The sequence below is a fragment of the Saccharopolyspora indica genome (assembly GCF_027853965.1).
In the GTDB taxonomy this organism is placed as follows: domain Bacteria; phylum Actinomycetota; class Actinomycetes; order Mycobacteriales; family Pseudonocardiaceae; genus Saccharopolyspora; species Saccharopolyspora indica.
In genome coordinates this window covers 133,276-151,515 of record NZ_JAQGLB010000019.1, presented here as the reverse complement: position 1 = coordinate 151,515, position 18,240 = coordinate 133,276, and the positions used below count along the sequence as shown (strand labels likewise).

At 69.5% G+C, this 18,240-nt stretch carries 21 protein-coding genes; 13 read left to right on the top strand and 8 right to left on the bottom strand.

Translation table 11 applies throughout. The features are described from left to right. Positions 1–4: 4 nt before the first annotated feature. A complete protein-coding gene (locus OU416_RS31610) occupies positions 5–556 on the bottom strand; it encodes a DUF1062 domain-containing protein (RefSeq protein ID WP_270930713.1) in 552 nt (183 codons plus the stop codon). A gap of 292 nt (positions 557–848) precedes the next feature. Here OU416_RS31610 and OU416_RS31605 point away from each other — a divergent pair, with 292 nt between their 5' ends. The 4 genes from OU416_RS31605 (at position 849) to OU416_RS31590 (ending at position 5,280) form a co-directional block, all read left to right on the top strand. Continuing rightward, complete coding sequence (locus OU416_RS31605) at positions 849–1,589, top strand: class I SAM-dependent methyltransferase (RefSeq protein ID WP_270930712.1); 741 nt, start codon at positions 849–851, stop codon at positions 1,587–1,589. Between the two features lie 37 nt (positions 1,590–1,626). Further along, complete coding sequence (locus OU416_RS31600) at positions 1,627–2,745, top strand: pyridoxal-phosphate dependent enzyme (protein ID WP_270930711.1); 1,119 nt, start codon at positions 1,627–1,629, stop codon at positions 2,743–2,745. Positions 2,746–2,939: 194 nt separating this feature from the next. Further along, on the top strand, positions 2,940–4,163 hold the full coding sequence (locus OU416_RS31595; protein ID WP_270930710.1) for an ATP-grasp domain-containing protein: 1,224 nt from the start codon (positions 2,940–2,942) through the stop codon (positions 4,161–4,163). 145 nt (positions 4,164–4,308) lie between these two features. Continuing rightward, positions 4,309–5,280, top strand: coding sequence for a ferric reductase-like transmembrane domain-containing protein (locus tag OU416_RS31590; RefSeq protein ID WP_270930709.1), 972 nt, complete (start codon positions 4,309–4,311; stop codon positions 5,278–5,280). A gap of 39 nt (positions 5,281–5,319) precedes the next feature. Here OU416_RS31590 and OU416_RS31585 read toward each other — a convergent pair whose 3' ends face one another. Then, positions 5,320–5,895 carry a dihydrofolate reductase family protein gene (locus OU416_RS31585; protein ID WP_270930708.1) on the bottom strand — a complete coding sequence of 192 codons (576 nt, stop codon included), beginning with the start codon at positions 5,893–5,895 and terminating at the stop codon, positions 5,320–5,322. Between the two features lie 228 nt (positions 5,896–6,123). Between OU416_RS31585 and OU416_RS31580 the strand changes: the two genes are divergently transcribed. The 3 genes from OU416_RS31580 (at position 6,124) to OU416_RS31570 (ending at position 8,866) form a co-directional block, all read left to right on the top strand. Next, on the top strand, positions 6,124–6,933 hold the full coding sequence (locus OU416_RS31580) for an AraC family transcriptional regulator (RefSeq protein ID WP_270930707.1): 810 nt from the start codon (positions 6,124–6,126) through the stop codon (positions 6,931–6,933). Positions 6,934–7,007: 74 nt separating this feature from the next. Next, the gene (locus OU416_RS31575; protein ID WP_270930706.1) at positions 7,008–8,414 is read left to right on the top strand and encodes an L-lactate permease; all 1,407 of its coding nucleotides are present in this window, start codon (positions 7,008–7,010) and stop codon (positions 8,412–8,414) included. A gap of 17 nt (positions 8,415–8,431) precedes the next feature. Beyond that, positions 8,432–8,866, top strand: coding sequence for an Imm10 family immunity protein (locus OU416_RS31570; RefSeq protein ID WP_270930705.1), 435 nt, complete (start codon positions 8,432–8,434; stop codon positions 8,864–8,866). On the opposite strand, the gene OU416_RS31565 is transcribed toward OU416_RS31570, so the two are convergent. Further along, positions 8,863–10,419, bottom strand: a complete 1,557-nt coding sequence (locus OU416_RS31565; RefSeq protein WP_270930704.1) for a glycosyl hydrolase — start codon at positions 10,417–10,419, stop codon at positions 8,863–8,865. The two genes, OU416_RS31570 and OU416_RS31565, sit on opposite strands and share 4 nt — an antisense overlap. 133 nt (positions 10,420–10,552) lie before the next feature. Here OU416_RS31565 and OU416_RS31560 point away from each other — a divergent pair, with 133 nt between their 5' ends. Both OU416_RS31560 and OU416_RS31555 read left to right on the top strand, forming a co-directional pair. Beyond that, on the top strand, positions 10,553–10,885 hold the full coding sequence (locus OU416_RS31560; protein WP_270930703.1) for an ArsR/SmtB family transcription factor: 333 nt from the start codon (positions 10,553–10,555) through the stop codon (positions 10,883–10,885). Beyond that, on the top strand, positions 10,882–11,355 hold the full coding sequence (locus OU416_RS31555; RefSeq protein ID WP_270930702.1) for an SRPBCC family protein: 474 nt from the start codon (positions 10,882–10,884) through the stop codon (positions 11,353–11,355). Before OU416_RS31560 ends, OU416_RS31555 begins: the two co-directional genes overlap by 4 nt. A 78-nt stretch (positions 11,356–11,433) precedes the next feature. Here the strand turns inward: OU416_RS31555 and OU416_RS31550 are convergent, their stop codons facing one another. Both OU416_RS31550 and OU416_RS31545 read right to left on the bottom strand, forming a co-directional pair. Beyond that, entirely contained in the window at positions 11,434–11,808 is a 375-nt protein-coding gene (locus OU416_RS31550) for a VOC family protein (RefSeq protein WP_270930701.1), read from the bottom strand. A 50-nt stretch (positions 11,809–11,858) separates the two neighbouring features. Continuing rightward, complete coding sequence (locus OU416_RS31545; protein WP_270930700.1) at positions 11,859–12,536, bottom strand: FadR/GntR family transcriptional regulator; 678 nt, start codon at positions 12,534–12,536, stop codon at positions 11,859–11,861. 177 nt (positions 12,537–12,713) lie between these two features. Between OU416_RS31545 and OU416_RS31540 the strand changes: the two genes are divergently transcribed. Both OU416_RS31540 and OU416_RS31535 read left to right on the top strand, forming a co-directional pair. Continuing rightward, positions 12,714–14,414 carry a 2-isopropylmalate synthase gene (locus OU416_RS31540; protein ID WP_270930699.1) on the top strand — a complete coding sequence of 567 codons (1,701 nt, stop codon included), beginning with the start codon at positions 12,714–12,716 and terminating at the stop codon, positions 14,412–14,414. A gap of 109 nt (positions 14,415–14,523) precedes the next feature. Continuing rightward, positions 14,524–15,027 (top strand): DinB family protein, encoded by a 504-nt coding sequence (locus tag OU416_RS31535; RefSeq protein WP_270930698.1) that lies wholly within the window; start codon positions 14,524–14,526, stop codon positions 15,025–15,027. A 6-nt stretch (positions 15,028–15,033) separates the two neighbouring features. Here the strand turns inward: OU416_RS31535 and OU416_RS31530 are convergent, their stop codons facing one another. Together OU416_RS31530 and OU416_RS31525 are read right to left on the bottom strand one after the other, a co-directional pair. Beyond that, on the bottom strand, positions 15,034–15,237 hold the full coding sequence (locus tag OU416_RS31530; protein ID WP_270930697.1) for a DUF397 domain-containing protein: 204 nt from the start codon (positions 15,235–15,237) through the stop codon (positions 15,034–15,036). Between the two features lie 13 nt (positions 15,238–15,250). Next, a complete protein-coding gene (locus OU416_RS31525) occupies positions 15,251–16,117 on the bottom strand; it encodes a helix-turn-helix domain-containing protein (RefSeq protein ID WP_270930696.1) in 867 nt (288 codons plus the stop codon). A gap of 185 nt (positions 16,118–16,302) precedes the next feature. Between OU416_RS31525 and OU416_RS31520 the strand changes: the two genes are divergently transcribed. Then, positions 16,303–16,551 carry a zinc finger protein gene (locus OU416_RS31520; protein ID WP_270930695.1) on the top strand — a complete coding sequence of 83 codons (249 nt, stop codon included), beginning with the start codon at positions 16,303–16,305 and terminating at the stop codon, positions 16,549–16,551. Next, complete coding sequence (locus OU416_RS31515; protein WP_270930694.1) at positions 16,551–16,835, top strand: hypothetical protein; 285 nt, start codon at positions 16,551–16,553, stop codon at positions 16,833–16,835. Before OU416_RS31520 ends, OU416_RS31515 begins: the two co-directional genes overlap by 1 nt. A 186-nt stretch (positions 16,836–17,021) precedes the next feature. Here the strand turns inward: OU416_RS31515 and OU416_RS31510 are convergent, their stop codons facing one another. Then, positions 17,022–18,191, bottom strand: a complete 1,170-nt coding sequence (locus OU416_RS31510; protein WP_270930693.1) for an NAD(P)/FAD-dependent oxidoreductase — start codon at positions 18,189–18,191, stop codon at positions 17,022–17,024. Between the last annotated feature and the right edge of the window lie 49 nt (positions 18,192–18,240).

Sequence of the window (18,240 nt, the reverse complement as noted above, 5' to 3'; positions counted from 1 at the left end):
CCGTTCAGCGCTTGAGGGTGAAGGTGAAGTCGCCGGAGAGCTTGCCGTTCAGCCGGACCGCCGAGACGATTCTTCCTCCGTCGAGCAGCCTTTCGACCTCGGCCCGGGAGAAGCCGAAGCCGTCGGCGATCAGTCGTACCGGCCGGAGCGGGATCCGGGCCGCGAAGCGGACGGCGACGTCGATCGCCTCGTCCTCCGCGGGCTGTTCCGCTCCGCCGGTGTCCAGCCGCCAGGCGCCGTCCCAGTCGAGGGTGATGCGGTTGCGGCGCTGCACGACCGGGTCCTGGAGCAGCTCGGCGGCCAGGGCGGGATCGTTGTGGTGCAACCGGTCCAGCAGCTCGGCTCGCACGGAGCGGACGTGCGCCCGCTCCGTGATCGTGAGCTTCGCCGTCTCCCCGCAATCGGTGCAGAGCACCAGGAGCCAGACGTCGATGAGCTTGTGGTTGGCGTTGACGCGGAACTTTCCGTTCGGGCGGAAGCGATCGGACCCGCACGCGTGGCAACGACGGCGGACGAGCGGCAGGCAGGTGGGCGTGACCACCCAGTTGTTCAGCACGGATGTACACCTGTTTCAAGTGAGGAGGTCCGCAGCAGACATCGGCGCGACGCGGATGCGCGTCGCGCGATGAATCAGCGCTTGGGAGGTCTCACTCGATGTACAACGGCACGCCCTCGGCTAGACGACTCGGTCCAGCCGCAGAGTAGGCGCGCGCCTCGTTACCGCTCAACCGGTTTTCGGCGCGAGGCCTGTCGTGAACTGCCGGGAACTACCCGCCGGAAGCGGCCGACTACTGGCACGACGGGAGTGGCAGGAGCCGCCCGCAGGTCCGAGAGGGAGGCCGAGCGCCGTGAAGTGGTACGAGGACGACTCGCTGTGGTCCGACTTCGCGCCCACCATGTTCTCCCCGGCCCGAGCGGAGTCCGTCGCCGAGCTGGTGGCCACCTCACCCCTCCTCGACTTTCCGCCGGGAGCGAGGGTTCTCGACCTGTGCTGCGGTCCGGGTCTGTTCCTGGCGCCGCTGGTCGGCCGGGGATTCGACGTCACGGGCGTCGACCTCAGCGAGCCGATGCTGGAGCGCGCGCGGAGCGCGTGCGCGGAGGCCGGTGCCGATGTCCGGCTGGTGCGGGGCGACATGCTCACCTACACGGCGCCCGAGGCGTTCGACGTCGTCCTGAACGTGTTCACGTCATTCGGGTACTTCGACGACCCGGACGACAACCTCCGGGTCCTGCGCAACGCGTGGGAGAGCCTCGCCCCCGGTGGGCAGCTCCTCGTGGACGTCATGGGCAAGGAGGTCCTGGCCGGCTGGATCGGCAGGCCCCAGGTGGTCGACCTGCCGGACGGTTCGTACGTGGTCCAGCGGGACGTCGTCTTCGACAGCTGGCGCAGGCTCCGGACCGACTGGACGCTGGTGCGCGGTGCGTCGGCGCGCACGGCGTCCCTGACGTCCTACCTCTACAGCGCCGCTGAACTGCACGACCTGTTCGTGACCGCCGGCTTCGCGGATGTGGAGTGCTTCGGCGGTTTCGACGGTTCCGCGTACGACAACCACTCCCGGCGGTTGATCGCCCGGGGGCGCAAGAAGTGATCAGGTCCGCACCGTCGCCCTGGAGGACCGGTACGCGATGTCATCGCACCACGAGAACGATCCCCCGCTCGGCATCCGCTCGCCCGAACGCGGCCCGGAAACCGCCGCACCCGTCCACGAGCACATCACCGACGCGTTGAAGACGCCGGACCTGATCCGGCTCGACGGCAACGTCGTGCTCGCCCGCTTCGAGACGATGAAGGTCTACGCGGCTCTGGGCGCCGTTCGCACGCTGCTGCACCGCGGGCGCATCCTCCCGGGGCAGACCCTCATCGACAGCTCCAGCGGCATCTACGCCCTGGCGCTGGCCATGGCCTGCCACCGCTACGGCTTGCGGTGCCACATCGTGGCCTCCTCGGCCGTCGACTCGGTCATGCGCGCGCAGCTGGAGGTCCTGGGTGCGACGGTCGATCAGATGCCTCCGTCGCAGAACCTCCAGCTCGACCAGGAACGCCGCGTGCGCCGGGTCCGCGAACTGCTGGCCGACCGCCCCGACTTCCACTGGATGCGGCAGTACCACGACCCCGTCCACTACGTCGGGTACCGGGAGCTCGCCGAGCTCGTCACCGGGGCGCTGCCCGATGCGCCCCTGACCGTCGTCGGCGCCGTCGGTACCGGGGCGTCCACCGGCGGGCTCGTGCAGGCGCTGCGGGAGACGGGGCGGGCGGTGCGCCTGGTGGGGGTCCAGCCGTTCGGCAGCGTCACCTTCGGCAGCGAGCACTTCAGCGATCCCGAGGCGATCATCGCGGGCATCGGGAGCTCCATCCCCTTCGAGAACGTGCGGCACGAGCTGTACGACACCGTGCACTGGCTGGACTTCCGGCACGCCATGGCAGGCGCGATCGGTCTCCTGCAGGAGCACGCCACCTTCGCGGGGCTGTCGACCGGGGCCGCGCACCTGGTCTCCTCCTGGGAGGCCGCGCGCGATCCCGAGCGCCTCCACCTCGTCCTGGGCGCGGACACCGGCCACCGCTACGCCGAACGGGTCTTCGCCCGGCACACCGAGGCGCAGGACATGCGCACCCTCCGGCCGCGGCCCATCGGCACCCTCGACGAGCTGCGCCCGCCCTGGTCGGTGATGGAGTGGGCACGGCGTCCCGATCCGGCGTCGGCGCGGTGCACGAACAGCGTTGAACCCGTGGAGGTGACGCCATGACATGTCTCGTGTCGACAAATCGCGGAGAGGCGGACCGGCCATGACACCCCGTGTGCCAACCGGAGTTCTGCTCAACCGCACCTCAGGGGACCGTGATGCAACCCGGCCACAAGAAACCGCACAACGCGAGATCAATCCGGACGCAACCACCACTGAAAAACGCGGAGAGGCGGGACTGTGAGGCGGACTGCCCCATGACCATCGCAGCTTTGGAATCCCTGTCCTTCGGCCTGGGCCGCATGGCCGCCGCGGCGGCGGACGCCGGGCACGAGCTGTGCTTGCTCACCGCGGACCGTTCGGTCTACCGGCACGAACTCGAGACCCTGCCCGGCGACGCGCTCACCGTCATCGACGTCGACACCTTCGACGCGACGGCGTCCCGCAGCGCGCTGGCCGCCCTGCCCGACCTGGCCGGTCTGCTCAACACCACCGACACCTGGAGCGTGCCCGCCGCCGATCTGGCCGCCGAATTCGGGCTTCCCGGACCGGATCCGGCCGCGGTGCGGCTGCTGCGCGACAAGTACCAGGTGCGCGAGCTGCTGCACCGCCGAGGCTTGAGCCGGAGCGGTGCCGTGCGCGTCGCTGCGAGCCCGGACAGCGCCGACGCGGTGCGTCTTGCGGTTGGTCTGCCTGCGGTGCTCAAGGATTCCTCGGGCACCTCTTCGCGCAACGTCTGGATCGCCCAGGACGAAGAAGCGCTGCGCCGAGCGCTCGACGAAGCCGCCCAGCAGCAGTTCACGGGGGAGCTGTTCGCGGAGTCCTTCCTGGCCGGGCCGCTCTACAGCGCGGAGATGCTCAGCTGGGACGGCTCCACCCGGCTGCTCGGCGTCCTCAGCAGGCAGACCTCCCGGCAGCCCGCGGTGCGGGAGGAGGTCGCCGCCTTCCCGGTCGCGCTGCCGACGGCCGAGTCGAACGCCATCGAGCAGTGGGTCGGGGACGTCTTGCGCGCGGCGGGTCATCGCAGCGGCTTCGCCCACGTGGAGTTCGTCCGCACCACCGAGGGGCCGGAACTCGTCGAGATCAACCGCAGGATCGGCGGAGCCCTGGTGGGAGAGGTCATGTGCCGCTCGCTCGGCACCAACGTCTACACCGCCATGATGGAGGAGGCGCTGGGCCGCAGACCGGGCCTCATGGACGCCGCGCTCGGAGGCGGCCCCGCGCACGCCTTCGTCCTCGTCTACGCGGACCGTCCGGGCGTCCTCAAGGACTGGCACGGGCTCGACGAGCTGGCGGCCTTTCCCGGCGACGTGCGCTGGTTTCCGACCAGAGCGCCGGGAGACGTGATGCCGCAGGTGGGGGATCAGCGCGGCTGCACCGGCATCGTGCTGGCCGAGGCCGCGACGGCGGAGCTGGCGCAGCACCGGGCGTGGAGCGCGGCCACCCGCGTGCGCCCCGTCATCGCCGACAGCGGTTCGTGAGCCTCCCGCCGGTGACCCGCGTCACTGGGTGCTGGTGGGAACTTTCGCCTCTCCTGTCCGACTCATCCAACAGTGCGTCTTGGCGCGCCGTGCACGGAAGGCGACGCACCCGCTCACCAGCCGAAGCGACTGAAAAGGCGGCAAGATGACGTCATCACCAGCGCACCCCGCCTCTGAACCGGCAGGCGACCGCGTCGAGACCGGTGGCAGGCGGCGCCCCACCCTGCGGTCCGACCTGCGCGCCGCCTTGCCCGACGGCCTGATCGCACTGGTCGTGACCGGGGCCGTCTTCGCGCTCATCTACGTCCGCATCCGCGCCGGGACCTCCTCGACCTTGTCCGTCATGCCCTTCATGGCCGACACGGGCAAGTTCTGGATGTACTTCCTCAGCCAGGCGTTCGGCTGGTCCGCCCTGCTGTGGGCCTGGATCACCGTCGTCCTCGGGCTCTTCCTCTCCGGCCCCCGCCCTTCCTGGCCGCCGCTGTCCGGCCAGCGGCTGGAACGCCTGCACCGCACGACCAGCCTCAACACCATCGCCCTCATCGCCGCCCACGCGCTGCTGTTCGCCGCCGAACTGTTCCGGTCGGACTCCGCGCGCTGGGACTCCGCGCTCGTCACGGCCTTCGTGGAGACCTTCGTCCCCGGCGGCTACGTCTCGGGCACCGGCAGGATCGCCATCCCCATCGGGCAGGCGGCCCTCTACCTGGCCATCCCGCTGGGCCTGCTCTTCTACGTCAGACACCGCATCGGCCCCAAGACCTGGCGCGTCCTGCACCGCTTCGTGATCGCCGTGTACGTCCTGAGCGTCTGGCACACGCTCCTCTACGGCACGAACGTCTGGTACGACGGCTGGTTCCGCACCGCGGTCTGGTTGCTCCAGATCCCCATCGCGGCACTCCTCCTGCTGCGCCTGCTGCGGCCCGCCCGGCGCTCGGAGGAGCTGCGCGGCCCTCGCGCCCACACCGGATCGCCGACGGGCTGGGGCCTGCGCTTGGGCGGCCGTCTCGCCATCGCCGGCGTGATCGTCGCGCTGATCGGTGTGATCGTCAGCGGGTACGACGGCGGGCGGACCGCGCCTCCCGAGGACACCTCTTCCAGCCACGTCGAGCACGACTGAGTTCGCCCCCGCGCCAGGGATGCGCGCGGGGGCGATCGGTCAGCGGACGACGTCGTAGACGAGCTTCTGGATCCCGTTGGAGTAGGACTCGCTCTCGACGAGCTTCAGGTTCTGCTTGTCCTTGTCCGCGTCGCTGAAGAGCTTCTTGCCCGCGCCGAGCAGGACCGGGAAGCTCAGCAGGTGGTAGCGGTCGATCAGGCCCGCGTCGGAGAGGTTGCGGTTCAGCGTCGCGCTGCCGTTGATGATGATCGGGCCGCCTTCGGTCTCCTTCAGCGCGGCGACGTCGTCCAGCGAGCGCAGGATGTTGATCTCGCCCCAGTTGGTCACCAGGTCCTCGTCCTTGAGCGTCGTCGACACGACGTACTTCGGCATCGCGAGGTAGCCCGCGAACTCCTCGGTCATCTGCGGCCACACCGGGGAGAACGCCTCGTAGCTGACGCGGCCCAGCAGCAGCGCGGTGGCCTCCTCCTGCTCGCGACCCTTGATCTCGAACGCGGCCGGGTCGAAGTCGATGTCGTTGAAGGTCCAGCCGGCGTTGCGGTAGCCCGCCTCCCCGCCGGGTGCCTCGACGACGCCGTCGAGCGAGACGAACGCGGTGGTGATCAGAGTGCGCATGTGGTGCTCCTGGGTTGTTCTCGGCTTGCTCTCGTCAGGGCATCGAACGGGCCGCGCCGAAATCGACACGTCCGCCGAAAAATTTCTGACGAACCGAATTCAAGCAGGTCATGGGCGTTTCCCGGGCGGTTTCGCGGATCGGACCGCTGCCGGGCGGTGGAGTTCGCCGACCCGAACCTGTGACCTGCGGCATAGGGGCGGGACTCCCGGGTTTGTGAGCATGGGCGGGTGGTCGGGGAGCACGCGCGGTTGTGGACCGCGGCGGGCAGTTCGCAGGTCGAGCTGTTCGCCGCGCGGTTCGAGCGGTTCGCCTTCGACCGGCACAGCCACGAGCAGCTCTCCGTCGGCGTCATCGAGCAGGGCGCCGAGGGGCTGCACCTGGTCGGCGGGAAGGTCGTGATCCCGGCCGGGCAGCTGGTCGTCCTCAACCCGGGGCAGGTGCACACCGGGTTCGCCGCGGCCGAATCCGGTTGGCGGTACCGGATGTTCTACTTCGACACCGCGATGGTCGAAGAGCTGGCCCGCGAGCACCTCGGCACCTCCGGCGTCTGGTTCCCCGAAACCGCTGTGCGGGACGAGCGGCTGTTCTCCCGGATGCGCTGCATCCACCGAGCGCAGGAGCAGGCCGAGGATCCGCTCACCGCGGAATCCCTGCTGCTCGAAGGACTGGGCGCGGTGCTGCTCCGACATGCCCGCACCGGCCCGGCGTCGACCGTGGGAATGCCGGAAAGCCGCCAGGGCGCGGATCTCGCGCGGCAGCTGCTGCACGACCGGTGGGCCGATCCGGTCACGGTGGCGGAGCTCAGCGCCGCTGCGGGCATGCCGCGCACCACGCTCATCGCCGCTTTCCGGCGCGCGTACGGGCTGCCGCCGCACGCCTACCTGCTCCGGTTGCGCGCCAACCGCGCTCGGCGGCTGCTGCTCGCCGGGCAGCGGCCCGCGGAGGTGGCCGTCGCCGCGGGTTTCGCCGATCAGGCCCACCTGACGCGGATCTGCAAGCGCTACTTCGGCGTCACGCCCGGCGCGATCCGCCCGTAGCGGGATTTTCGTTCAAGACCGACGGCTCTCCGCGGCGCGAGGCTGTGCGCAGCGCACGACGGAAGGCGAGCGAAATGGTGTGGACGGCTGCGGTTTCCCCGCTGGTCCTGGTGTTGGTGATGATCACCGGTTTGCGCAGGCCCGCGCATTGGGCGGCGCTCTCCGGGGCGGTGCTGGCGGTGACCCTGATCTGGTGGCTGCCGGACTTCGCGCTGCCCGCGGATCTGGCGGCCGACGCCGGTGGTGCGGGGCTGCTGGTGCTCAACGCCGCCGCGGTGATGCTGCCCGGCGTCTACCTCAGCCAGGTGCTCACCCGGCGGGAGGTGCACCGGTCGTTGCAGGAGTGGGTGCGGGCGCTCCCGCTGCCCGGCCCGGCGAAGATCGCCCTGGTGGTCGCGGGCATCGCGCCCACGGTGGAAGCGCTCACCGGGTTCGGGGTGTCGCTGCTGGTCACCGTGCCCGTCCTGCTGGCGCTCGCGCCGCCCGCGATCGCGCTGCGGCAGGCCATGCTCGGCATGAACATCATGCCCTGGGGAACGCTCGGCCTGGCCACCGTCATCGGTGCCGCGCTGGCGGGCGTGGACGCCGCCGCGCTCGGCACCGCGACGGCGGTCACCAGCAGCTTGGTCTTCCCGCTGGTGGCCGTGTGGGCGACGCTGCTGGTCCGGCCGCGACGCCGGTTGCTCGCCGCCGTCGTGGCGGCCGGAGTGGGCGGCGTGCTCTCGCTCGGGTTGCTCGCGCTCAACTGGATGGGCGTGGTCGAGGCGGCCGGGATCGTCGCCGGGCTGCTGACCACCGCGATCGCGTTGGTGCTGGGCCGCGCCGGGGCCGGGAGGTTGTTGCCGCCGCGCGAGGTTCTGGTGGCCTACGGGCTGGTGCTCGGCGGTATCGCCGTCAGCCGCGCGGCGATCGCGCTCGGTGTTCCGCCGCTGGAGCTGCGCGCGGGCGAGACCAGTTTCGCGCTGCTGTCCGCACCGGGCCTGCCGCTGCTCGCCGCCGCGCTGCTGCTGGATCGGGGGCGGCTGCACGGATCGGACGTCCGCGCCGCCTTCGCCCGCGTCGGACGCCCGCTGCTCGCGCTGGCCGGGTTCGTCGTGCTCGGCAGGCTCATGGCGGGCAGCGGGATGATCGGCGAGCTGGGTGCTGCGGTCGAGGCGGCGCCGCCGCTGGTCGCCGTGCTGGCCGCGCCCGCGCTCGGCATGCTCAGCGGGTTCATCACCGGATCCAACGTCGGTGGCAACGCGCTGATGATGCCGCTGCAGGAACGGCTCGCGACGAGCGGAGTCGGCGAGTGGTTCGCGGCGGTGCAGAACAGCGCGGCGGGCCACGCGGTGTTCACCTCGCTGCCGATGATCATGCTCGTGCTGGCGGTGGCCGGAGATCGCGCGAAGACCGAGGAGCACACCTTGCTGCGCTTCGGCCTCGGCGTGGCCGCCGCGGTGTACGTCGCGCTGGCGGTGGTGGCGGTGGTCGTGTCGTGACGTGCTAGAACAGCGGCATGGCACATCGTTTCACCGCGCTCGCGATCAGCGCCGACGTGGAGCCCGACCACGTCGAGGCCGGTGTCTCGGAACTGGCGGACGGCAGCGGCTTCGTCGTGCTGTTCCAGTGCGGTGCCGATGAGCCGGACGCGCAGGACGCGGAGCTCGGCATGGACACGTACTGCGTGGTCACGGCCGACCAGGGCACCGCGTACGGATGCGTGCGAGCGGCGGAGCTGACCGGGAACGTGCTGCGAGTGACCTTCGACCCGGCAGCGCTGCCCGCGCTGGGCCTGGACGACGCCGAACTCGAAGCAGTGCTCGAAGCACCGGCCGAGGACGTCGCCCGGTTCGGCGAGGTCCTCGGGCAGGTCCTGGACTACGGCCGCGAGGACGTGCGAGTGGAGCTCCGGCCCGGCCTGCCCTTCCGTGCCGGAGCTCCGCGCCGCTAGCCGTTCGCGACGGCTCGGACCGGGCCGGTGAGGAACACCGGGCTCTCGGTCAGCGGCAGTACCACCCGCCCGTTGGCGGGTTCCAGGGTTCTGGTGCGGCCGAACTGGTCGGTCAGCTGGAGCGGCCCGGTCGCGGCGATGTCGACCCGGCTCTTCGCCGTGGACCACAGGACTCGCGTGGTGTCCTTCCCGGTGCCGAAGCGGTAGGAGTGGGACTCGGCCGCCAGGGCGTCGCGGCCGGTCGGTCGCAGGCCGTTGAGCATCCGGATCAGCACGGCCTGGGAGACCAGGGCCTTCTTCGGCGCCGGTGCGGTGATGCCGTTGCCGGACTTCCGGAGCAGGCCGAAGTTGTGCTCCTTGTCGTTCGGGTCGGTGCCGTCGTCGACCATGTCGTAGAAGTAGACCTGGCTGACGCCGTTGGCCAGCGCGAGCGTCTCGGCGCGGATCACGTAGTCCGCCTGCGCGGCGTCGTTGCCGCCTTTGGTGGTGCACCCGGTTTCGGTGATCCAGAGCGGTTTGTCCTTGCCGCCGTTGAACTTCCGGACGTTCTCCCGCAGCTCGCGGGCCTTGGCGTCGATGTCGCCCTCCGGTCCGTCCGCGCACGCGTAGACGTGCATGTTCACCGTGTCCACGGCGTCCAGCCCGCCGTGCTCGAACAGCTTCGCGTGCCACTCGGGCTTGCTGCTGACGTCGACGACGACGTTGGCGTCCGGCGTTCGCTCCTTGGTCCGGTCGTAGGCGGGCTTGATCAGCTTGTACTGGCAGCCGGGGCCCTTGCACGGGCTGGTGTTGAAGCCGCCGTAGAACTCGTTGTAGGTCTCGACGTCCTTGGTGACGCCGAGTTCGCGGAAGTGCGAGAGCCACCAGGCCTGGTAGTTCGCGAAGGCGCGCAGGCCGGTCGGGCTGCTGGGCGTCACGTCGTGGTCGTAGTTCGGGTTGTGGAAGCCGGTGACCAGCATCGGCGTGATGCCCTTGCGCTTCGCGGTGACCAGGTAGGCCTCGTACTCGGCGGGGACGTGGTACTCGCCCGGCTCCTTCTCCAGGGAACTCCACTCCATGCTCTCCCGCAGGTGCCCGAACCCGACCTGGCCGACCGTGTCCAGCAGCGACGTCGTGTAGTCGTCGTTCCAGGTGCGCTGCGCGAAGTGCGTGTTGACGCCGAACGGCGATGACGGCCTCAGCGCGTCCTCCGGCACCGGTGTCAGCACGGCGAAGTCGGTGTTCCGCTGCGTGGTGGAGCCGTTGGCGGTGGCGGTCGTCTCCAGGCGGTAGTGGCCGGGCCCGAAGCCGCTCACGTCGATGCTGCCGCGCCGCTGGTCGATCTTCGCGGTGCCCGATCCGGCCGGATCGCCGTGCACGTCGGAGATCTCCCACCGCACGCCGGCCGCGGTGGAGTTCAGCGAGATGCGGTTCTGGCCCTGGGTGAACACCAGGCTCGGCGAGTCGATGATCAGCGTGGGCGCCGCGGCGCTCGCCGAGGGCGCCACGAGCAGCGAGGCGACGCCCGAGGCGGCGATCAGTGCCCCTGCCGCGCGGTTCTGAGTGCTGGGCATGCCAGCTCCTTCCCGGTGCGGGTACTGCCGCGAACAGGCTGGCAGCACCGCTGCGGGTGGTATGTCGGCAGAAGTACCAGCATCAAACGCTTAGCTCTTGCGCTAAGTGTTTCGGCGAGCAATACTTAGCCTCATGGCACAGTATTCGGCGCAGCTGGACGGCGTGTTCGTCGCGCTCGCCGACCCGACCAGGCGCGCTGTCGTGCGGCGCCTCGGGCACGGGCCGATGAGCGTCGGCGACCTCGCGCGCGAGTTCCCGATGACCCTGCCGTCGTTCATGAAGCACGTGCGGACGCTCGAGTCGAACGGGCTCATCCGCACGGTCAAGTCCGGCCGGGTGCGCACCTGCGAGCTCCGCCGCGAGCGACTCGCCCTCGTCGACGACTGGCTCGCCGAGCAGCGCCGCATCTGGGAAGAGCGCACCGACCGCCTCGAGCAGTTCGTCACCCAGGAGGACAACGCATGAATCCCGACCTCGATCTCGGCCTGGAGCGGATCATCCGCGCCCCGCGCTCGACCGTGTGGAACGCGTGGACCGATCCGGCCCGGCTAGCGCAGTGGTGGATCCCGGCGCCGATGCGCTGCCGGGTCGACCAGCTCGAAGTCCGGCCAGGTGGCGCGTTCGTGACGCGGATGAGCGAGGACGGCGAGCAGTTCGTCCCGCACCTGGACGCGTGCTTCCTCGTCGTCGACGAGCTGGAGCGGATCGTGTTCACCACCGCGGTCGACAGCTCGTGGCGCCCGGCGAGCTCCGCACCGATCACGATGACCGCCACGATCACCTTCGCCGAGCACCCGGACGGCACCGACTACCGCATCGTCGTCCGCCACGGCGACCCGCAAGCCCGCGCCCGCCACGAAGAGCTCGGCTTCGCCGAAGGCTGGGGCACGGTCGCCGCCCAACTCGCCGCACTGGCCGAGCGCACCCACGACTAGGGGAGAGGTGAAGGGCACCTTTTAGCAAGTAACTTGCCTAAAGGTGCCCTTCACCGCGCAACATCTGAACGGGTGCGTTCAGATGTTGCGCTCGGCGGCGCTGCGCTCGATGCAGAACTCGTTGGACTCGGGGTCCAGGAGGGTGACCCAGCCGAGGCCGTCCGGCTTCCGGTGGTCCTCGTGCAGGGTCGCGCCGAGGGCGAGGATGCGCTCGACCTCCTCGTCCCGGCTGCGCTCGGTGGGCATCCAGTCGAAGTGGATGCGGTTCTTGACCTGCTTGCCCTCGGGAACCCGGATGAACAGCATGCCCGGCTGCGGCTCCGGTGCGACCACCAGCACTTCGGGATCGCCCGGGAAGTCGTCGTCGCCGAGCGGCCAGCCGGTCACCTCGCTCCAGAAGGAGGCGAGCTGGTGCGGATCGGCGCAGTCGATGGTCACGTGGCGGAGGATCATCCGCTCACCGTAACCGGATCTCGTGAGCGTGCAACGGAATTCGGGTGCGCTCACGGCCTCCTGGGCGCGACGTGGGTGAGCAGCTGTTCGAGGTGGGCGCGGGCGGTCCGGGCTGCTCGTTCGGGGTCGCCGTCGGCGATGGCTGCGACGACCTCGCGGTGCTCGGCATGATCCACCGGCCGCGGTTCCGGCAGCAGGGCCAGCACGTCCAGCATCGCTTCGCGGACCCGCTCGGTCAGCGAGTCGAACAAGCCCGTGATGATCGTGTTGTGCGCGGCGTCGACCACCGCTCGGTGGAACGCGATGTCCGCGTCGACGAACTCCTCCGGCGTGCCGTCCCCGAGTTCCGACCGTCGCGAGATGGCCCGGTCGATCGCGGCCAGGTCGGCGGCGGTGCGCTTGGTCGCGGCCAGCCGGGCGGCTTCCACCTCCACCGCGATGCGTCCCTCCACGACCTCCGAGATCACCGCCTCGCGGACCGTGCTCGGCCAGTCCTCGACCGGTTCGGTGCGGATCACGTACACGCCCGAGCCGTGCCGCGGTTCGAGCACGCCGCGGCCGGCGAGCTCGCGCACCGCTTCGCGGACCGTCGAGCGCCCCACGCCGAACTCCGCGGCGAGTGCCGTCTCGCTGGGGATCTTCCCGCCCACCGGCCAGTCGCCGTCGGCGATGCGCTGCAACATCGCCTCGGTGGCCTGCTCCGACAGCGGGTAGCGCCGCAGCGACACGACTGCCTCCAAAGTTATCGGGTTGTCTGAGGACCTGATCTATTGTACGTTGCCGATCATGTGGTTCGGAGCTCGCGGCCTTATCCGCCGCAGCAGGGGTTGATCGCACCGGCGCCCCCTGCTGCGGGGTGGAGTCGTGCGCCGGTGGCGACCCGTCTCACGAACGCGGAAGGCGAAATGACCTCCCACCACTGGAATCCGCAGCAGCCATCGGGAATGCCCCACCACCGCTACCGGAGCGCCTTCGACCGGGTGCCCGTCGCCGAGATCGACCGGGAGTGGCCGCGGAACCGGATCACGCAGGCCCCGCTGTGGGTGCCCGTCGACCTGCGCGACGGCAACCAGGCCCTGGCCGAACCGATGGATCCGGCCCGCAAGCGGCGCTTCTTCGAGCTGATGGTCTCCATCGGCTACAAGGAGATCGAGGTCGGTTACCCGTCGGCCTCGCAGACCGACTTCGACTTCGTCCGCCTGCTGGCCGAATCCCGGCTGGTGCCCGAGGACGTCACGGTCGTGGTGTTCACCCCGGCCCGGCGGGACCTCATCGAGCGCACCTTCGAGTCGATCGCCGGCCTGGACCGCGTCGTCGTCCACATGTACACCCCGACCGCGCCGCTGTGGCGCGAGGCCGTGCTCCGCACCGAACGCGACGAGCTGCGCGAGCTGATCCGCCGCGCCGGTGCGGACGTGCTGCGCTGCGGTGGCGACCGGCCCGGCATCAGGTACGAGTTCTCGCCCGAGGTCTTCAACCTGACCGAGCCGGACTTCGCGCTCGAGGTGTGCAACACGATGATCGACCTGTGGGACGCCTGCCCCGACCGGCCGGTCATCATCAACCTGCCCGCGACGGTCGAGGTGGCGACGCCGAACGTCTACGCGGACCAGATCGAGCACGCGAGCAAGAACCTCGACCGCCGCGAGGACGTGATCCTCTCGGTGCACCCGCACAACGACCGGGGAACCGGCGTGGCCTGCGCCGAGCTGGCGGTGCTCGCGGGCGCGCAACGCGTCGAGGGCTGCCTGTTCGGCAACGGCGAGCGGACCGGGAACGTCGACCTGGTGACGCTCGCGCTGAACCTGTACTCGCAGGGCGTCGATCCGATGATCGATTTCTCGGACATCGACGCGATCCGCGACACCGTCGTGCACTGCAACAGGATCGGCGTCCACGAACGGCACCCGTACGCCGGCGAGTACGTCTACACGGCCTTCTCCGGCACGCACCAGGACGCGATCCGCAAGGGCTTCCAGCGCCACGCGGTCCGGGCCAAGGAAGCCGATGTCCCGGAATCCCTGGCCCGATGGGAAGTCCCGTACCTGCCGATCGACCCGCACGACGTGGGCCGGGACTACGAGGCGGTGATCCGGGTCAACAGCCAGTCGGGCAAGGGCGGCATCGCATACCTGATGCGCACCGAGCACGGCCTGGAGCTGCCGCGCGGGTTGCAGGCCGAATTCGCCCGCGTGGTCCAGCGGCACACCGACGAGACCGGCACCGAGGTCGACGCGGACACGCTGTGGAAGCTGTTCTCCGCCGCCTACCTGGAGCACCCCGAACCGGCGGCGGAGCTGGTCGGGTGGTCGGTCGAGCACGGGCCGTCCGGCGACCGCCTCACGGCGACGTTGCGCACGAACGGCGAGACCACGACGCACGAGGTGACGGCGGAAGGAGCGGTGTCGGCCCTGGTGCTGATGCTGGCGCAGCACGGCCGAGAGGTGGAGATCGTCAACCTCGTCCAGCAGTCGATCGAGCCGGGCCGCTCAGCCCGCGCGGCGACCTACCTGGAGTACCGGACCAGCGCGGGAACGGCCTGGTCGGTGGGCATCGACGTCTCCACCACCGCGGCCAGCCTGCGCGCAGTGCTCGCCGCGGCCTGATCGAGTTCGTGCGCAACGGTCCGGGCACCGTTGCGCACGAACCGGCGGATCAGCGCACCAGCTCGTCGTACGGTGGAAGCGGTAGATCACCGGAGATCAGAGGAACACCGTGGAGAGAGTCAGCCCGCCCACCACCGGCTCGGAGCGCGAGCTCCTGCGAGCACACCTGGACTTCCACCGCGCCACGCTGGCGATGAAGTGCGAGGGGCTCGCCGACGACGACCTCCGCCGCCAGTCGGTCCCGACGACGTCGCTGACGCTGCTCGGCCTGGTCCGGCACATGGCGGAGGTGGAGCGAGCGTGGTTCCGCCGAACCATCGACGGCGAGCACGACCTCCCGCTGGTCTGGTCGAACGCGGGCGACTTCCAGGAGGCGTACGACGCGAGCGACGCCGACCGCGACGAAGCGTTCAAGGCCTGGCAGGCGGAGGTGGAGCACGCCCGCCGCATCGAGCTGGCGGCGGAATCGTTGGACGTGACGGTGCACAGCGCCCGCTGGAACGCAGAGGTCTCCCTGCGAGCGGTGATGCTCCACATGATCCACGAATACGCCCGCCACAACGGCCACGCAGACCTCATCCGAGAAGCCACCGACGGAACAGTCGGGGTCTGAGTGATCTCAGCTCTGCTGAAGGCGAGACGTGAACGACGCCCACTGCTCGGGGGTGAACGCGAGCGTGCCGCCGTTGCGGTCTTTGGTGTCGCGCACGCCGACCGCACTCGTGGTCACCGCGACCTCGACGCAGTGGGCGTTGCTGGCGCTGCGACTGGACTTCCGCCAGTGGGCCTCGTCTAAGCTTCGGGAAGCGCGGAAACTGCTCATGTTCCAACTGTATCTACCGCGGTAGCTCTGTCGAGATCTTCTTGATGAGTGAACGGGATTCCTCGCGGCTGAGTGCTGCCTGGACGGCGGTCTTGTGAGCGATGGAGTACTCCCGGACGGTCATGGGATCAATGATCAGCTGCGTTGACGTCACGGTCTCCTGCCAGAGCACGGTGGGCAATCGGCCGTTCGGGAAGGTCATGAGGTAGAAGGCGGATCCGCCCAAGGCTTCGTGTCCCCTGGAAGAAAACGGGACGACGCGCAGATCCAGGGTGTCGGGCAGGTCGTCGATGAGAGTCAGAAGGTGCTCAAGTTGAGTTCTGAGTACTTCTGGCCCGCCGATTTCTTGGCGCAGCACGGCTTCTGACATGACGGCGTTGAACCGGAGCGGATCGTCCCCGGTGAGTCTCAGCTGCCTGGTCATCCGGCAGGTGATTCGGCGATCGACCTCGGCCATTCGAAGATTTCCGGTGCTTGCGTCGCTGATCGCTCGTGCGTAGTCCTCGGTCTGCAGCAGGCCGTTCATGAGGCCGCTGTCGTATGCCTGCACTGATTCCGCGCCGTGCTCGAAACCGAAGAATCGAAGCAGATCGTTTCCGAAGATGCCGGAGTACTTGCCCCACCAGCCGCGCTGAACGGCCTGCTCCCGCAAAGTTCGCAGCTCCTGAGCCTCAGCGTCTTCGACGCCGTACTCAGCCATAAGAGTGTCGAGCTTCTCCAGGACGAGCGTCTTCTTGCCGTGCTCGGTCTCGGACAAGTAGGCGGAGGTTACGCCGATGACCTTGGACGCTGCGCCGCTGGTCAGGCCGATTTCCTCGCGGATTTCCCGAAGTCGGCGTCCCAGCGCCCAGCAAGCGACTGTTGGGGAGATTGGCGGCATGCTCGGACTCCTCCTGATCACACCTTTGGGTTTACAGGGTGGCTATATAACCAAAACCTTCGCTAGCGTTGCTGCTGTCGGTGACGATATCAGCACGGTCGGTCACCGCCTGGCGGTGGCTCCGGTGTTTGCCTCCTCCCCGACAGCCGGGGCCACCGCTTTCCCTTCGACACCAAGGAGAAGCGATGCACGACATGTTCCAGCCAGCGGGTTTGGTCGCGTACTGGCGGCCGGTCGACGGCGTGCGGCACGGGTTGCTGCCGACCGAGCCGCCGTACCCCGGTCAGGAACGCGAAACCCTGTGCGGCACAACGGTGACCATCTTCAAGCCGACCGACCTCGACTGGCTAGCCCCGACCTGCGGCCCGTGCTGGGACGAGGCCCGAAGCCGCCGCGACGCAGCAGAAGCCGCGAACAAGGCAGGTGCGCAGTGATGACACCGGTTCTCACCCTGATGCAAACACCGACCAACGCCCTGATCGCACTCAGCGCGATCGCGGTCCTCGCCGCAATCATCGCCCTACTACCGCTGCGAAGCGGAAACGGCCAACACGCGCACGCAGGCCCGGGAACGGTGATGGTGTGGCAACTCGTCGACGCGATAGCCGCCGAGCCCCGACCTCCCGAAATGCCCCTCCACCAACCACCAGAACCCATCGCCTGGCCACCAGAGCAAGAGGAGTGCACCGGCCGCCACCGGCTGCTCTCATCGACCTGAGTTCGCCCCGGTTACGCCGATCGAGCAGCCGTCCCGCCGGATCCGCCCAGGTGGCGGTCAATTTCGTACGAAATTGACCGTCACCCGGGTGAACGTCAATTTCGTACGAAATTGACCAGGCTCCCTGCTCGGGTGAGGCGCCTGCGGGGTCGTGAGTGCGTTGCTGGGCGCTTGCGGGTTGCTGCGTCAGAGGCTGGCGTAGGTGTCGTTGTAGAGGTGGTGGGCTCGGGTTTGGAGGTGCTTCGGGTTTTGGCCTTCGAAGCGGGTTGGGGCGAGGGTGTTCAGGTCCGGGAAGCGAGGGGTCTTGTCGAGGAGCTGGTCGACGAGGGCTTGGGCCGCTCCTCCTGCTGAGGTCACCCAGATCGCCACTGCCGACCAGAGGCCTTCGACGCTCGGGATCGGGCCGAGGAAGGGGAGGTTGTCCGGGGTGACGGCGAACATGCCGTTGAGGCGTTCCGCCGGGTCGAACGGCGTTGGCAGCAGGCGCATCGCGCGGTGCACCGCTTCGTCGAACACCTCTCCCGGCCACGGCTTCTCCGCGCTGGTGCCGAGGTCGTCCTGCGGGACCGGCTGGATCGCGTGGTTGTAGGTGCCCAGGCCGAGGCGGCCGCCGTGGTGGCGGACGTAGACCTGGTGCTCCGGCCAGCGCACGAACGGTGCGGTCGGCGCAGAAGCGCCTTCGGGGCCGTAGACGTACGGGTGGGCGAAGGCCGTCAGCGGCAGCTGCACGTCGACCAGCGCCGCGATCTGCGGGCCCCAGATTCCGCCTGCCAGCACCACGTCGTCGGCCGGGTACGTCTCGGTTTCGGTGCGGACCGCCGTGGCGCGGTTTCCGCTCAGCTCGATGCCGACGACCGCGGCGTCCTGGACGAACCGGGCGTTGCTGCGCTTTCGCAGGGCTGCGGTGAGGATGTCGGGGCGGGCCGCGCCGTCCGAGGTGAGGTGCAGGCCTCGGTGGCAGTGCTCGGGGTTGATCAGGCCCGGTGCCAGGGCCACCGCTTCGGCCGCGTCGAGCAGGCGGTGCGGGAGGCCCGCTGCGGCTGCGAGTTCGGCCCTCGCCGTCAGCTTCTCCGCCGCTTCCGGGCTTCCCGCGACCTCCACGCCGCCGATCCGCTCGAAGCCCCGCGTGCCGTCCAGCTCCAGGTCGTCGTAGAGCTCGGCGCTCGCGCGGGCCAGCTCGGTCAGCACCGGGACCTCGTTGAGCAGTCCCACGAAACCGGGCGCGAGGCCGGTCGAACCCGCCAGCGGTCCGACCGGTCCTCGGTCCAGCACCGTCACCGAGACGTCGTCGGGCAGCAGTGCCGCGATCGACGATCCGACGATTCCGCCGCCGATCACCACGATCTTCCTGGCCATGCCCACAACCTACGGGACGTTCGAAGCCGCGGGAAAACCGTTTCTGCGC